The organism is Herbaspirillum frisingense GSF30, from assembly GCF_000300975.2.
GTDB classification, from domain to species: Bacteria; Pseudomonadota; Gammaproteobacteria; order Burkholderiales; family Burkholderiaceae_D; genus Herbaspirillum; species Herbaspirillum frisingense.
In genome coordinates this window covers 1-15,937 of sequence record NZ_AEEC02000046.1, presented here as the reverse complement: position 1 = coordinate 15,937, position 15,937 = coordinate 1, and the positions used below count along the sequence as shown (strand labels likewise).

The following is a 15,937-nucleotide window of genomic DNA, read 5'->3' as shown; positions in this document are numbered from 1 at the left end:
AGAAACAAGGAACCCAAGAAGGAGTCCAGCAACATGCAACACAAGCCAAACAGCAAGACCCTGCTGATCAGGAACGCCCGCGTGCTCGTCACCATGAACGACACCCGCGAAGAAATCCCGCAAGGCGCCGTCTACATCCGCGACAACGTGATCGAACAGGTCGGCAAGAGCGCCGACCTGCCGCAGCAGGCCGATGAAATCATCGACGCCACCCACCATGTCGTCATCCCCGGCCTGGTCAACACCCACCACCACATGTACCAGAGCCTCACGCGCGTCATCCCCGCCGCGCAGAATGGCGAACTGTTCAACTGGCTCACCAACCTCTACCCGATCTGGGCCGGCCTCACCCCCGAGATGATCCAGGTCTCCACGCTCACCGCCATGGCCGAGCTGATCCTCTCCGGCTGCACCACCAGCAGCGACCATCTCTACATCTACCCCAACCAGACCCGCCTGGATGACAGTCTGGAAGCCGCGACCCAGATCGGCATGCGCTTCCACGGCGCCCGAGGCGCCATGAGCGTAGGCCAATCCAAGGGCGGCCTGCCGCCGGACAGCGTGGTGGAAGACGAAGAAGCCATCCTCAAGGACAGTCGCCGCCTCATCGAGACCTATCACGACCCGGCGCGTCACGCCATGCAGCGCATCGTGGTCGCCCCCTGCTCGCCCTTCTCGGTCTCGCGCGACCTGATGCGCGAAGCCGCCGACCTGGCCCGCCACTACGGCGTTTCCCTGCACACCCACCTGGCCGAGAACGTCAACGACATCGCCTACAGCCGCGAGAAATTCAACATGACCCCGGCCCAATACGCCGAGGACTGCGGCTGGGTCGGCCACGACGTCTGGCACGCCCACTGCGTGCAACTGGATGATCACGGTATCGATCTCTTCGCCCGCACCGGCACCGGCGTGGCGCATTGCCCCTGTTCCAACATGCGCCTGGCCTCTGGCATCGCCCCCATCCGCAAGATGCTGGACGCGGGCGTGCCGGTCGGACTGGGGGTGGATGGCAGTGCCTCCAACGATAGCGCCCACATGCTGGGCGAAGTGCGTCAGGCGATGCTGCTGCAGCGGGTAGGATTCGGCCCGGACGCCATGACGGCACGCCAGGCGCTGGAGATCGCCACCCTGGGGGGTGCGAAGGTATTGAATCGGGATGACATCGGCGCGCTCAAACCCGGCATGTCAGCCGATCTGGTGCTGTTCGACACGCGCCAGCTGGCCTTTGCCGGGGCGCTGCATGACCCGGTGGCCGCGCTGGTGTTCTGCACCCCGGCCAATGTGGACTACAGCATCATCAACGGTCGCGTGATCGTGCGCGAGGGGCAGTTCACCAGCATCGATCTGGGGGTGGTGCTGGAGCGGCACAACGCCCTGTCGCTGCAACTGGCTGAAGCGGCCCGCTCATCCGCCCACTAACCCACCCTCACTCCGGAGTCGAACATGAGTATCTCGGACATGAAGATCGGCGCCCGCCTGGCGCTGGGTTTTGGCGCAGTCATGGTGCTCCTGCTGGCCATCGCCATACTCGGCAACCTGCAACTGGGACGACTGGCCGATGGCATCGGCCTCATCGTCAAGGACCGCTATCCCAAGACGGTCATGGCCAACACGGTACAGATCCAGGTCAACAAGATCGCCCTGGATATCCGCGACATCCTGCTCACCAGCGACCCCGAGCGCATCAAGGCCCTGGCCGCCGATGCCACGGCGGCCGACCGCAAGATGAACGAATACCTGGCCAGGCTGCAGCAAGTGGCACGCACCGAGGAAGACAGGCGATACGTGGAAGCCGCTATCGCGGCACGCCAGGCCTACGTTCCCGCGCGCGACCAGCTCATGGCCCTGGCCATGGCGGGTCGCACCGATGAAGCCCGTGCCTTCCTGCCGCAGCAATTCATGCCGGTGCAGATCAAGTACTTCATTGCGCTCGATGCCATGTTCGACTACCAGGGTGGCCTGATGGATGCGGCTGGCGAAGCAGCCACCCGGGATTCGGCCAGTGCCCGTCTACTCATCAACAGCCTGGCCGTGGTCGCTCTGCTGCTGGCTACCGCAGTCGCATGGCTGGTCTCGCGCAGCATCTCGCGCCCGCTCGGCCATGCCGTGGGCGTGGCACGGCGGGTGGCCGAAGGCGACCTGTCCACGCAGGTGGAAGTCACCTCGCGCGACGAGACTGGCGAGCTGATGGCGGCCCTGAAACTGATGAATGAGAACTTGCGCAACATCGTTGGTCGCGTGCACCAGGGCAGCAATACGATCCACCATGCCGCCGGTGAAATCGCCAGCGGCAACCTGGATCTCTCGGCCCGCACCGAGCAGCAGGCGGGCTCCCTGGAAGAAACCGCCTCGGCCATGGAAGAGCTGACCACCACCGTCAGGCAGAACGCCGACAACGCCCGTCAGGCCACGCAACTGGCCAGCACCGCCTCCGGCATCGCGGTACAGGGCGGGAGCGTGGTGCATCGGGTGGTCGATACGATGGCTGACATCAATGCGTCCTCACGGCAGATCGTGGACATCATCGCGGTCATTGACGGCATCGCCTTCCAGACCAATATCCTCGCGCTCAATGCTGCCGTGGAAGCCGCGCGTGCCGGCGAACAGGGACGCGGCTTTGCGGTGGTGGCCTCGGAGGTGCGCTCGCTGGCCCAGCGCAGCGCCAGCGCCGCCCGCGAGATCAAGACCCTGATCCATGACTCGGTGGGCAAGATCGAAAACGGCAGTACCCTGGTGCAGCAGGCCGGCAGCACCATGGAGGATGTGGTGGCCAGCGTGCAGCGGGTCAACACCATCATCGCCGAGATCAGCCGGGCCAGCCAGGAGCAGAGCACGGGCCTGGAAGAAATCAACCGGGCTATCACGCAGATGGACGAATCGACCCAGCAGAACGCGGCCCTGGTGGAACAGGCCGCCGCCGCCGCCCAGGCCATGCGCGACCAGGCCGTGCAGTTGCAGGATGTGGTGGGGGTGTTCAAGCTGGCGCCAGCGCACCCATGAAAAAAACCGTTCAGCATGATGCTGAACGGCTTCTCCGGCCATCATGATGGTTATCCGGCCTACCCCCACACCTCCGCCACCCGCAACAGATTGGTACTCCCCGGCTGTCCGAAGGGCATGCCGGCGGTGATGGCGATCTGGTCCCCCTTGCGCGCAAATCCCTCCCGCACCGCTGCCTGGCAGGCAGCACCGACCAGCTGGCTTTCGTCGTGCATCTGTTCGCTGATGGTGGAATGCACGCCCCATACCAGCGCCAGCCGTCGGGCCGTCGTCAGTTGCGGGGTAATGCAGAGGATGGGCGCGGACGGGCGTTCGCGGGCGGCGCGCAGGCTGGTATGGCCGGAGCTGGTGTAGGTCACCGTGGCGCTGGCGCCGAGGATGCCGGCGACGTCGCGCAGGGCGGCGCAGATGGCGTCCGGGCGGTTGCGCTGCGGGGCCGCGTACTGGGCCTGCATCAGCGTGCGGTAGAGCGGGTCTCGCTCCACTTCGGTGATCACCCGATCCATCATCGTCACCGCCTGCACCGGGTAGTCGCCATGGGCCGATTCGGCCGAGAGCATCACCGCGTCCGAGCCATCGTAGATGGCACTGGCTACATCCGAGACTTCTGCGCGGGTGGGGACCGGGGCACTGATCATGGATTCCAGCATCTGGGTGGCGATCACGACCGGCTTGCCCTGCTGGCGGCAGGCACGCAGGATGCGCTTTTGCGTGCCCGGCACGCATTCCGGCGGCAGCTCCACACCGAGGTCGCCGCGCGCCACCATGATGGCGTCCGAGACGTCGATAATCTCTTCCAGCCGGTCCAGCGCGGCAGGCTTTTCCAGCTTGGAAAGAATGGCCGCGCGGCCTGCAACCAGGGTGCGGGCTTCCTTCACATCTTCAGGACGTTGTACGAAGGATAGTGCGATCCAGTCCGCGCCCATGTCCAATGCGAAATCAAGGTCGCGCCGGTCCTTGGCGGTCAGTGCGGGAATCGGCAACACTGCATCCGGCACATTGACGCCCTTGCGGTCGGACAGCACGCCGCTGTTGACCACGCGGGTGAGAATGCGGGCGCCATCGCTGGAGTCGACCTGCAGCCGCACCTTGCCATCGTCGATCAACAGGCTTTGCCCGGGGCCGATGACCTCGAACAATTCCGGATGCGGCAGGCATACCCGGTGAGCATCACCAGGGGTCGCATCGTGGTCCAGCACGAAGGCCTGCCCGGCCTCGACACTCACACGGCCTTGGGCGAACTGGCCGATGCGCAGCTTGGGGCCCTGCAGGTCGGCCAGCACGGCGATGGGACGGCCCACTTCCTGCTCCACCTGGCGCACGATCTGGTAGCGGGCGAGATGGTCGGCGTGGCTGCCGTGACTGAAATTGAAACGGAACACGTCGGCACCCGCCTCGAAGAGGGCGCGGATCATTTCCGGCGTGGCACTGGCGGGGCCGAGGGTGGCGACGATTTTGGCCTGGCGTTGGCGGCGCATGAACATCCTCTTTAAATTGTTTTGATCACTAAAAAGCCGTTCGGACTGAGTAGATCCGAAGGATCGTATCGAAGGCGCTCTCACGTCTGCGCGCCTTCGATACGCCGCTTGCGCGGCTACTCAGTCCGAACGGGATGAGGTATGCCAGGACCATCATCATCCCTGGCCGCACCTCATGCTGGCAGCGTCAACTGCTCACGCCTGGGCGATCTCATGGTTGGACATGATCTCCACGGCGCGACACAGCGCCGAGTGATCCAGTCCGCTCAGGCCATGGGCGGCGCAGGCATTCATCAGCTCCTGCGCGGTGGCGGTGTTGGGCAGGCTGATGCCCAGCGCCTTGGCGCCCTGCAGGGCCAGGTTCAGGTCCTTCTGGTGTAGCTCGATGCGGAAGCCCGGATTGAAGCTGCGCTTGACCATGCGTTCGCCATGCACCTCCAGGATGCGCGAGGCGGCGAAACCGCCCATCAGTGCCTGACGCACCCGGGCCGGATCGGCACCGGCCCGGGAAGCGAACAGCAGTGCCTCGGCCACGGCCTGGATGTTCAGGGCCACGATGATCTGGTTGGCGACCTTGGTGGTCTGGCCGTCACCGTTGCCGCCGACCAGGGTGATGTTCTTGCCCATCAGTTCGAACAGGGGCTTGACGTCGTTGAAAGCCGATTCCGATCCGCCGACCATGATGGTCAGCGAGGCGGCCTTGGCGCCGACTTCGCCACCCGAGACCGGTGCATCCAGGTACTGGCAACCCAGGGCGTTGATCTTCTGCGCGAACTCCTTGGTGGCGATGGGAGAGATGGAACTCATGTCGACCACGATCTTGCCGGGCGAGAGGCCTTCGGCCACGCCCTTTTCGCCGAACAGCACAGCCTGGACGTGCGGCGTATCCGGCACCATGACGATGACGATGTCGGCGCGCTTGGCCACTTCCGCGCCCGAGGTGCAGACGGTGGCGCCGCCTTCCAGCAATCCCGCCGGCGGGTTCTTCTGGTCATGCAGGTAGAGCTTGTGGCCGCCTTGTTGCAGCTCGTCCGCCATGGGTGCGCCCATGATACCCAGGCCGATGAATCCGACTTTTGCCATGCTGTGTCTCCTCAAGAAAAGATGAAATCCTGCTTGCGCGCACTTGCGCATTCACGCGCCGATGCACTCACGCGTGCTGCAAGCCGTGTTGCGCAATCCAGCCCAGGCCGGCGACGGTGCCGGCCTGCGGTTTGTATTCGCAGCCGATCCAGCCGCGATAGCCGATCTCCTGCAGCCAACTGAACAGGTAGCGGTAGTTGATTTCGCCGCTGCCGGGCTCGCCGCGTCCGGGGTTATCGGCCAGTTGCACGTGGCCGATCAGGGAGAGGTTGGCCTTGAGGGTGTTGGCCAGTTCGCCCTCCATGCGCTGCATGTGATAGATGTCGTACTGGACGAAGAGATTGTCCGAGCCGGTGGCCAGGATCAGCTCTACCGCCTGGCGCGTGGTGTTGAGGAAGAAGCCGGGGATGTCGAAATGGTTGATCGGTTCGATCAGCAGGCGGATGCCCTGCTCCTTGAGCTTGCTGGCGGCGTACTTGAGATTGCCCACCAGCACCTCGCGGGCGGCCTCGCGCGCGACACCCGGTGGCAGGATGCCGACCAGGCAGTTCAGCTGCGGCACTTCCAGCGCCTTGGCATAACGGATCGCCTCATCGACACCGGCGCGGAACTCGGCCACCCGATCCGGATGGCAGGCAATGCCCCGCTCGCCCGCATCCCAGTTACCGGCCGGCAGGTTGTGCAATACCAGTTGCAAGCGATGGGTGCGCAGCTGGTCGGCGATCTGCTGCGGCGCGAAGGCATACGGGAACAGGAATTCCACGCCCTTGAAACCGGCATCGGCCGCAGCCTTGAAGCGTTCCAGGAAAGGCTGTTCAGAAAACAGCATGGTGAGATTGGCGGCAAGTCGGGTCATGGTGTCTCCTCTTAGTCCAGCAGGCTGATGGCGGTGGGCGCATCCTCGGCGCGCTCGGCCAGGGCTTCGAATTCGTTGATGGCATCGATCTCGGTGCCCATGGCGATGTTGGTGACGCGCTCCAGGATGATTTCCACCACCACCGGCACGCGATACTCGGCCATCCAGCGCTGCGCCTGGGCCAGTGCATCCTGGATGCCATTGGGGTCGGTCACGCGGATGGCCTTGCAGCCCAGGCCCTCAACGACGGCCACATGGTCCACGCCATAGCCCTGCAGTTCGGGAGCGTTGATGTTCTCGAAGGCCAGCTGCACGCAGTAGTCCATCTCGAAGCCGCGCTGGGCCTGGCGGATCAGGCCGAGGTAGGAGTTGTTGACCAGCACGTGCAGGTAGGGCAGCTTGAATTGCGCGCCCACGGCGAGTTCTTCGATCATGAACTGGAAGTCGTAGTCGCCCGAGATGGCCACCACCTTCTTCTGCGGATCGGCCGCCACCACGCCCAGTGCGGCGGGGATGGTCCAGCCCAGCGGACCGGCCTGGCCGCAGTTGATCCAGTGGCGGTCCTTGTAGACATGCAGGAATTGCGCGGCGGCGATCTGCGACAGGCCGATGGTGGCGACGTAGCAGGTATCGCGGTCGAAGGCGCGGTTCATTTCCTCATAGACGCGCTGCGGCTTGACCGGTACCTCGTTGAAATGGGTGCGCCGCTGCAGGGTCTTCTTGCGCTGCTGGCACTCCGTCAGCCAGGCCGAGCGGTCAGGCAGGCGGCCCGCCGCCTTGAGCTCGCGTGCCACCTCGACGAACAGCTTCAGTGCCGCGCCGGCATCGCTGACGATGCCATAGTCGGGACCAAAGACGCGGCCGATCTGGGTCGGTTCGATGTCGACGTGGACGAACTTGCGGCCCTTGGTGAAGACATCGATGGAGCCGGTATGGCGATTGGCCCAGCGGTTGCCGATACCCAGCACGAAGTCCGAGGCCAGCAGCGTGGCATTGCCATAGCGGTGGCTGGTCTGCAGGCCGACCATGCCGGCCATCTGCGGGTGATCGTCGGGGATGGTGCCCCAGGCCATGAGCGTGGGGATGACCGGCACGCCGGTCAGTTCGGCAAACTCCACCGCCAGCCCGGCAGCGTCGGCATTGACCACGCCGCCGCCAATGGTCAGCAGCGGACGTTCGGCGGCGTTGAGCATCTCCAGGGCCTTCTCGATCTGGGCGCGGGTGGCGGCGGGACGATAGACCGGCAGCGGCGCATAGGTATCCGGGTCGAAATCGATCTCGGCCATCTGCACATCGAAGGGCAGGTCGATCAGCACCGGCCCCGGGCGGCCCGAGCGCATCAGGTGGAACGCCTGCTGGAACACGCGCGGCACCTGGGCCGGCTCGCGCACGGTCACGGCCCACTTGGTGACGGGCTTGGCGATGGATTCGATGTCCACGGCCTGGAAGTCTTCCTTGTAGAGCCGTGCACGCGGGGCCTGGCCGGTGACGCACAGGATGGGAATGGAATCGGCCTGGGCCGAATAGAGGCCGGTGATCATGTCGGTGCCGGCGGGCCCCGAGGTACCGATGCACAGGCCGATGTTGCCGGCCCTGGCGCGAGTATAGCCCTCGGCCATGTGAGAGGCGCCCTCCACATGGCGCGCCAGGATGTGCCCGATGCCGCCGTGCTTTTTGAGGGCCGAATAGAAGGGGTTGATGGCCGCGCCCGGCACGCCGAAGGCCTGCAGGCAGCCCTCCTTGACCAGTACATGCACTGCCGCGTCGACTGCTCTCATCTTTGCCATGCTCGTTCTCCAGATGTCCGTTGGGATGGTGTTGATCTCTGGAGGCCATGCTAGTCATTACAAATCCGGATGATAAGTATCATCAGAATCCACTGATTACTTACCAAAAGTATGGAAACATAGAAAAAGTATTGAATTACACTGCAGCCGGGAGGAATTGATGGACAAACTCAAGCAGATCGAAGCCTTCGTTTCAGTAGTGGACAAGGGCAGCCTGGCCGCCGCCGCGCTGGAAGAACAGGTCACGCCGGTGATGATGGGGCGGCGCATCGATGCCCTGGAAAAGCGCCTGGGGACCAAGCTCATGCACCGGACCACGCGCCACCTGACGCTGACCGAGCAGGGCAGCGTCTTCCTGGATCACTGCCGCAAGCTGCTGGAGCAGATGGACACGGCCGAAAAGAGCGTGGCCGAAGGGCGTCACAAGGCCACCGGCCACCTGGTGGTCTCTACGCCTGCCGCCTATGGCCGGCTGCATGTGGCGCCGCATGCCCCGACCTTCCTGGCGGCCCACCCGGAGGTGCAGATCTCCTTCAACCTGACCGATCGCGTGGTGGATCTGGTGCGCGAGGGCTATGACCTGGGTATCCGCATCGGCGGCGCCATCGAACCCAGTTTCGTGGCCGTGCGCCTGGCCAGCAACCGGCGCGTGGTCTGCGCGGCGCCGGATTACCTGCATCGCCACGGCATCCCGCGCACGCTGGACGACCTGGCGCGCCATAACTGCCTGGCCTTCAACCTGCAGGGCGGCCAGCAGCGCGGCTGGTATTTCCAGCAGAATGGCAAGCCGGTCATCATCAAGGTACAGGGCAAGCTGGATTGCAACGATGGCGAACTGCTGCACCGCTGGGCCAGCGAAGGGCTGGGACTGGCCTGGCGCTCCACCTGGGAAATCCAGGCGCAACTGGCGTCAGGCGAGCTGGTGACGGTGCTGGACGACTACGCCCTGCCCCACTACGACATCATGGCGGTCTACCCGCAGCAGCGGCACCTGCCAGCCAAGACGCGCTTTTTCATTGATTACCTCAAGGAAGTCTATGCCCAGCCGGACTACTGGAACCGGGCGCGCAGTCCGGCCCGCACCGCCTGAGGCGAAAGCCGAAAAGCGGGCGTTCCCGGATGCAATCCGACAACAGTGGCAAAATCTCGGTCCTGGCGGCAATTTGCGGCGATTGATTGCTTACCCGTATGCCGACAATGCAATGCAACAAAATCCGCCTGCCAGGCGGGTTTTCCGCCAATCCGACCGTTATAACCCCAGCCCAATAATGGCTATGCCCCGGCCCTTACATCGCGCATCATGAAATTCAACGACATTACGAACGCTGCCAAGACAACAGCAACGCCCACTTTCTGCCTGCCACCGCTGCAGGCGGGTTTTCCGGCGCATAAAAAAGGACCCAACGGAGACAACCCACAATGAACGCCCTGAACAGATTCTTCCGCCTGGAAGAAAACGGCACCACCGTGCGCACCGAGCTGCTGGCCGGACTCACCACCTTCCTGACGATGGCCTACATCATCTTCGTCAATCCCTCCATCCTGGGGGACGCCGGCATGCCCAAGGACTCGGTGTTCGTCGCCACCTGCGTGGCCGCTGCCGTGGGCACCCTCATCATGGGCCTGTATGCCAACTACCCCATCGGCCTGGCACCCGGCATGGGGCTCAATGCCTACTTCGCCTATGCCGTGGTCAAGGGCATGGGCTTCCCGTGGCAGGCCGCGCTGGGCGCGGTGCTGATCTCGGGCTGCCTGTTCCTGCTGGTGAGCGTGCTGCGCGTGCGCGAGTTGATCATCCAGAGCATTCCGCGCTCCTTGCGCACGGCCATCCCGGCCGGCATCGGGCTGTTCCTGGCGATCATTTCGCTCAAGAGCGCCGGCATCGTCGCCGCCAATCCGGCCACCTTCGTGACCCTCGGTGACCTGCACCAGCCTGCGCCGGTGATGGCCGTCATCGGCTTCCTGGTGATCGTGGCGCTGGACCGCCTGAAGGTGCGCGGCGCGCTGCTGATCGGCATCCTGCTGGTGACGGTGCTGTCGTTCATCTTCGGCGGCAATCACTTCTCCGGCATCTTCGCCGCACCGCCCTCGATTGCGCCGACCTTCCTGCAACTGGATATCAAGGGCGCCATTTCCATGGGCCTGATCAACGTGGTGCTGGTGTTCTTCCTGGTGGAACTGTTCGACGCCACCGGCACCCTGATGGGCGTGGCCACCCGCGCCGGGCTGATGAAGGACGGCAAGATGGCGCGCCTGAACAAGGCCCTGATGGCCGACAGCACGGCCATCGTCGCCGGCTCCCTGCTGGGCACTTCGTCCACCACCGCCTACATCGAGAGCGCCGCCGGCGTGCAGGCCGGCGGCCGTACCGGCCTCACCGCCGTGGCCATCGCGGTACTGTTCCTGCTGTGCCTGTTCATCGCACCGCTGGCTGGCGTGGTGCCGGCCTATGCGACGGCACCGGCGCTGTTCTTCGTGGCCTGCCTGATGCTGCGCGAACTGGTGCACATCGACTGGGACGACACCACCGAATGCGTGCCGGCCGTGATCACGGCGCTGGTGATGCCCTTCACCTATTCGATCGCCAATGGCCTGGCACTGGGCTTCATCAGCTACGCCGGCCTGAAGCTGCTCACCGGTCGCGCCCGGGACGTGTCGGTGGTAATCTGGATCATCGCTGCGATCTTCCTGTTCAAGATCATCTACCTCGGTGGCGAATGAGCGCATGCAGCGTCGTGAAGTAGTCTGAACCATCGAAGAGGCGGCCCGCAACGACAGGGGCTGCCTCTTCGGGATCGTGACAAGAGGGAACCCGACAATCGTCCGCAACAATAGGCTGCGGACAATCCGTTTCCTCTTTTGACGACCCCGGCACGTTTCTTGAATGCCATCTGGCCACGGGAGACACCACAGGCCGGCCGCCGCCCCGAGCGGACATGCCGCCTGAAAGCAGATCCAACAATAAGAAGCACGCCCCACGATACGCCCTGGAGCGCGCCATAAAGCAGTCTGTTTTGTAGACAATCCATATTGAGTAAAGCCAAATGCCAGAGACCATCCGCCCCATCCAGTTCTACTTTCGCGGCCAGACCCACGAAGTAGCAGGCCAACCCACGACCCGCACCGTTCTGCAGCATCTGCGCGAAGACCTGCATTGCACCGGCACCAAGGAAGGCTGTGCCGAAGGCGATTGCGGAGCCTGCACCGTGGTGGTGGGCGAGCTGCGCAATGATCAGCTGGAGCTCAAGACGGTCAACTCCTGCATCCAGTTCCTGCCCACCCTGGACGGCCGGGCGCTGTTCACCGTGGAAGACCTGAAGCAGGCCGATGGCTGCCTGCATCCGGTACAGCAGGCCATGGTGGAATGTCATGGCTCGCAGTGCGGCTTCTGCACGCCGGGTTTCGTGATGTCGCTGTGGGGCCTGTACCTGAAGCACGACCAGGACGGCGTCACGCCGACCAAGCGCGAGATCGATGACGCCCTTTCCGGCAACCTGTGCCGCTGCACCGGCTATCGCCCCATCATCGATGCGGCACGCCGCATGGGCGAACTGCCCAAGGTGGATTTCGACCGTGACGCCGTCAAGACCGCGCTACGCGCCATCGACCGCGACGCGCCGCTGGCCGTGACCCATGGCGGCCAGACCTTCCACGCCCCGCGCACGCTGGCGCAGCTGCTGCAGTTGCGCGCCGAACTGCCCAAGGCGCGCATCCTGGCCGGCTCCACCGATGTGGGGCTGTGGGTGACCAAGCAGATGCGCGAGCTGGGTGACATCCTCTACATCGGTCGCGTGGAGGAACTGCGCGCCATGTCCGTGCAGGATGGCATGCTGGAAATCGGGGCCGGCGTCTCGCTGGAAGATGCCTATGCCGAAGCGGCCCGTCACTATCCGCAAGAGCTGTCCGAACTATGGCAGCGCTTTGCCTCCATGCCGGTGCGCAACGCCGGCACCCTGGGCGGCAATGTCGCCAACGGCTCGCCCATCGGCGACTCCATGCCCTGGCTGATCGCGCTGGGTGCACAGATCGTGCTGGCCGGCGTGGACGGTCAGCGTGTCATGCCGCTGGAAGACTTCTATCTGGCCTATCAGAAGTCGGCCCTGCAAGCCAACGAGGTGGTGCAGGCCGTACGTATTCCGCTGCCCGGCAAGGAGGTGCGTTTCCGCGTGTACAAGCTCTCCAAGCGCTTCGACCAGGATATCTCGGCGGTCTGTGCTGCCTTTGCCCTGCGCATGGACGGTGACATCGTGACCGAAGCGCGCATCGCCTTCGGCGGCATGGCCGCCACGCCCAAACGCGCCGCACAGGCGGAGGCACTGTTGCAAGGCAAGGTGTGGGACGAGGCACAGGTACGCGCCGCCATGGCTGCGCTGGCCCAGGATTACGCCCCGCTGTCGGACATGCGCGCCAGCGCCGCCTATCGCCTGCGCACCGCGCAGAACCTGCTCTATCGCTATTGGCTGGAAACCCGCAGCGAGGCGCCGCTGGCGCGCCAGGATGTGCGCGCCTTCGCGGCGTGAGTGCATCGCGTACAGCCTATCGACAGAATCCGCAGGAGAACAGCATGAACAAGCAAAGCGAACAATTCCTCAATACCCTGGTACAACCGCCGCAGGACTGGGCCACCGTGGGCAAGCCGCATCCGCATGAGTCGGCCCTGCTGCACGTGACCGGCGAAGCCACCTACACCGACGACATCGTGGAACTGCAGGGGACCCTGCATGCGGCCCTTGGCCTGTCGCAGAAGGCCCATGCCAGGGTGCGCGCCATCGACCTGGACAAGGTCAAGGCGGCCACCGGTGTGGTCGCAGTCTTCACCGCAACGGACATTCCGGGCGAGAACGAATGCGGGGCCATCATCCACGACGATCCGGTGCTGGCCGATGGGCTGGTGCAATACGTGGGTCAGCCGATGTTCATCGTGGTGGCCGACAGCCACGACCATGCGCGCCGCGCCGCGCGCCTGGCGGTGGTCGATTACGAAGAACTGCCGCCGGTCCTGACGCCACGCGCCGCCCATGCCGCGCAATCCTATGTACTGCCGCCGATGCACCTGTCGCGCGGGGAACCGGCGGTGGCCCTGGCGCTGGCACCGCACAAGCTGCGCGGCCAGTTCGATGTGGGCGGACAGGAGCAGTTCTATCTGGAGGGGCAGATTTCCTATGCCATCCCCAAGGAGGGGCGCGGCATGCACGTGTACTGCTCGACCCAGCACCCCAGCGAGATGCAGCACCATATCGCCACCGTGTTGAAACTGGCCTCGCACGATGTGCTGGTGGAATGCCGGCGCATGGGCGGCGGCTTCGGCGGCAAGGAATCGCAATCGGCGCTGTGGGCCTGCGCCGCTGCTGTGGCGGCGGCGCGCCTGCGTCGTCCGGTCAAGCTGCGCGCCGACCGGGATGACGACATGATGGTCACCGGCAAGCGCCACTGCTTCGCCTACGACTACGAGATCGGCTATGACGACAGCGGACGTATCCTGGCGGCCAAGATCGACATGATCTCGCGCGCCGGTTTTTCGGCCGACCTGTCCGGCCCGGTGGCCACGCGGGCGGTGTGCCACTTCGATAATGCCTACTACCTTTCGGACGTGGAAATCCACGCCATGTGCGGCAAGACCAACACCCAGTCCAATACCGCCTTCCGCGGCTTCGGCGGCCCCCAGGGGGCGCTGGCCATCGAGTACATCATCGACGAGATCGCCCGCAACCTGGGGCGTGATCCGCTGGAGATCCGCCGCAACAATTTCTACGGCCCCAGCGATGAAGAAGGGCCGGCGGCGCGCAACGTCACCCACTATGGCCAGAAGGTGGAAGACAACGTCATCCACGGTCTGGTGGACCAGCTGGAAAAGAGCAGCCGCTATCAGGAGCGGCGCCAGGCGACCGCCGACTTCAATGCCGGCAATACGGTGCTGAAGAAAGGCCTGGCACTGACGCCGGTGAAGTTCGGCATTTCCTTCAACGTGCCGCACCTGAACCAGGCCGGTTCGCTGGTGCACGTCTATACCGATGGCTCGGTGCTGGTGAACCACGGCGGCACGGAGATGGGGCAAGGGCTCAATACCAAGGTGGCGCAGGTGGTCGCCCATGCGCTGGGCGTGCCGCTGGAGCAGGTGCGCTGCACCGCGACCGACACCAGCAAGATCGCCAACACCTCGGCCACCGCCGCCTCCACCGGCAGCGACCTCAACGGCAAGGCCGCGCAGGATGCGGCCCTGCAGATCCGCGAACGGCTGGCCCAGGTGGCGGCCCGGCATTTCGGCGTGGACGCATCGGCCATCCGCTTTGCCGATGGCCTGGTGATGGCCGGCGAGCAATCGATCGCCTTCGTCGAACTGGTGATGCAGGCTTACCTGCAACGGGTGCAGCTGTGGTCCGATGGCTTCTATTCCACGCCCAAGGTGCATTGGGACGCCAAGCGCATGCACGGCCATCCCTTCTTCTACTTCGCCTATGCGGCGGCGGTGTCGGAAGTGGTGATCGATACCCTGACCGGGGAGTGGAAACTGCTGCAGGCCGACCTGCTGTACGACGCCGGAGAAAGCCTGAACCCGGCGCTGGACATCGGCCAGGTCGAGGGTGGCTTCATCCAGGGCATGGGCTGGCTGACCACCGAGGAACTATGGTGGAACAAGGACGGCAAGCTGATGACGCACGCCCCCTCGACCTACAAGATCCCGGCCATCTCGGATTGCCCGGAAGCCTTCCGCACCGAGCTGTACCGCAACAGCAATGTCTCCGACACCATCCACCGCTCCAAGGCAGTGGGCGAGCCGCCGTTGCTGCTGCCGTTCTCGGTGTTCCTGGCCATTCGCGATGCGGTCTCGGCAGTGGGCGGGCATCGCGTCAACCCGCCATTGCGCGCACCGGCCACCAGCGAGGCCATCCTCGATGCGGTCGATGTGGTCCGCGCGGCCGCAGCGGTGCAATAAGCCAGACCCTCGGAGAGCGATCATGACGACATGGCTAGCCGCCTTGCGCCGCATGCAGCAGAGCAGCACACCGGCCGTGCTGGTGACGGTGGCGCAGATCCAGGGGTCAACCCCGCGTGAGTCGGGAGCGCGCATGCTCTACACCGCCGATGCGCAGTTCGACACCATCGGCGGTGGCCATCTCGAATGGCGCGCCGCGCAGATCGCACGCGCCATGCTGCTGGCCAATCCTGACCAGCTGGATGGGCAGCGGCGGCTGGAGCGCATCGCGCTGGGTCCCAGCCTGGGACAATGCTGCGGTGGCGTGGTGTTTCTCTGTTTCGAACGGATAGCCAGCGATGCCGAGGCATTGCGGCTGTGGCAGGCACTGGAGCAATCATGGACCCGTGGAAATGACCGGTGGCGGGCCTTGCCACTGGACCATGCCGAGCCCATGCAACTGCTGCAACCTGATGGCCCGCAGCACACGCTGCAGGACATGGCGCGTACAGCAAGCCAGACGCAACTGGTGCGCGACCAACAGGGCCGCCGCTGGTTGCTGGACCTGTGCCGTGCGCACCAGCCGCAGGTGGTGCTGTTCGGCGCCGGCCATGTGGGTGCCGCCATCGTCAAGGTCTTGTCCACGCTACCCTGCCGGGTGCTATGGGTGGATGAGCGGGAAGACATGTTCCCGCCCGGCTTGCCGGCGCAGATCACCACCGAAGCCACCGACGTGCCCAATGCCGCGGTGGACATGGCCGAGCCGGGTGCGTACTATCTCGTGATGACCCACAGCCACGCCCTCGACCAGCAACTG

Annotated in this window: 11 protein-coding genes; 7 read left to right on the top strand and 4 right to left on the bottom strand. The window is 64.7% G+C overall.

What is annotated here, in order from left to right:
• Positions 1 to 33 precede the first annotated feature (33 nt).
• Positions 34 to 1,422, top strand: a complete 1,389-nt coding sequence (locus HFRIS_RS21945) for an 8-oxoguanine deaminase (protein ID WP_006465206.1) — start codon at positions 34 to 36, stop codon at positions 1,420 to 1,422.
• Between the two features lie 24 nt (positions 1,423 to 1,446).
• A complete protein-coding gene (locus tag HFRIS_RS25980; protein ID WP_006465205.1) occupies positions 1,447 to 3,003 on the top strand; it encodes a methyl-accepting chemotaxis protein in 1,557 nt (518 codons plus the stop codon).
• A 59-nt stretch (positions 3,004 to 3,062) separates the two neighbouring features.
• Here HFRIS_RS25980 and pyk read toward each other — a convergent pair whose 3' ends face one another.
• The 4 genes from pyk to gcl all read right to left on the bottom strand — a co-directional run bounded on the left by pyk (position 3,063) and on the right by gcl (position 8,207).
• On the bottom strand, positions 3,063 to 4,481 hold the full coding sequence (pyk, locus tag HFRIS_RS21935) for a pyruvate kinase (RefSeq protein WP_006465204.1): 1,419 nt from the start codon (positions 4,479 to 4,481) through the stop codon (positions 3,063 to 3,065).
• 195 nt (positions 4,482 to 4,676) lie between these two features.
• Positions 4,677 to 5,564 (bottom strand): 2-hydroxy-3-oxopropionate reductase, encoded by an 888-nt coding sequence (locus HFRIS_RS21930; protein ID WP_006465203.1) that lies wholly within the window; start codon positions 5,562 to 5,564, stop codon positions 4,677 to 4,679.
• A 67-nt stretch (positions 5,565 to 5,631) separates the two neighbouring features.
• Positions 5,632 to 6,420 (bottom strand): hydroxypyruvate isomerase, encoded by a 789-nt coding sequence (gene hyi / locus HFRIS_RS21925; protein ID WP_006465202.1) that lies wholly within the window; start codon positions 6,418 to 6,420, stop codon positions 5,632 to 5,634.
• 11 nt (positions 6,421 to 6,431) lie between these two features.
• On the bottom strand, positions 6,432 to 8,207 hold the full coding sequence (gene gcl, locus HFRIS_RS21920; RefSeq protein WP_006465201.1) for a glyoxylate carboligase: 1,776 nt from the start codon (positions 8,205 to 8,207) through the stop codon (positions 6,432 to 6,434).
• Between the two features lie 160 nt (positions 8,208 to 8,367).
• On the opposite strand from gcl, the gene HFRIS_RS21915 reads away from it, so the two are divergent.
• From HFRIS_RS21915 to xdhC, 5 genes are all read left to right on the top strand, one after another.
• Positions 8,368 to 9,297 carry a LysR family transcriptional regulator gene (locus HFRIS_RS21915; protein ID WP_006465200.1) on the top strand — a complete coding sequence of 310 codons (930 nt, stop codon included), beginning with the start codon at positions 8,368 to 8,370 and terminating at the stop codon, positions 9,295 to 9,297.
• 329 nt (positions 9,298 to 9,626) lie between these two features.
• Complete coding sequence (locus tag HFRIS_RS21910) at positions 9,627 to 10,928, top strand: NCS2 family permease (protein WP_006465199.1); 1,302 nt, start codon at positions 9,627 to 9,629, stop codon at positions 10,926 to 10,928.
• A gap of 323 nt (positions 10,929 to 11,251) precedes the next feature.
• A complete protein-coding gene (gene xdhA, locus HFRIS_RS21905) occupies positions 11,252 to 12,727 on the top strand; it encodes a xanthine dehydrogenase small subunit (protein WP_006465198.1) in 1,476 nt (491 codons plus the stop codon).
• A gap of 44 nt (positions 12,728 to 12,771) precedes the next feature.
• A complete protein-coding gene (gene xdhB / locus HFRIS_RS21900) occupies positions 12,772 to 15,141 on the top strand; it encodes a xanthine dehydrogenase molybdopterin binding subunit (RefSeq protein ID WP_006465197.1) in 2,370 nt (789 codons plus the stop codon).
• Positions 15,142 to 15,163: 22 nt separating this feature from the next.
• Positions 15,164 to 15,937: xanthine dehydrogenase accessory protein XdhC (gene xdhC / locus HFRIS_RS21895; RefSeq protein ID WP_039876924.1), on the top strand; the 774-nt coding region annotated here is incomplete at its 3' end.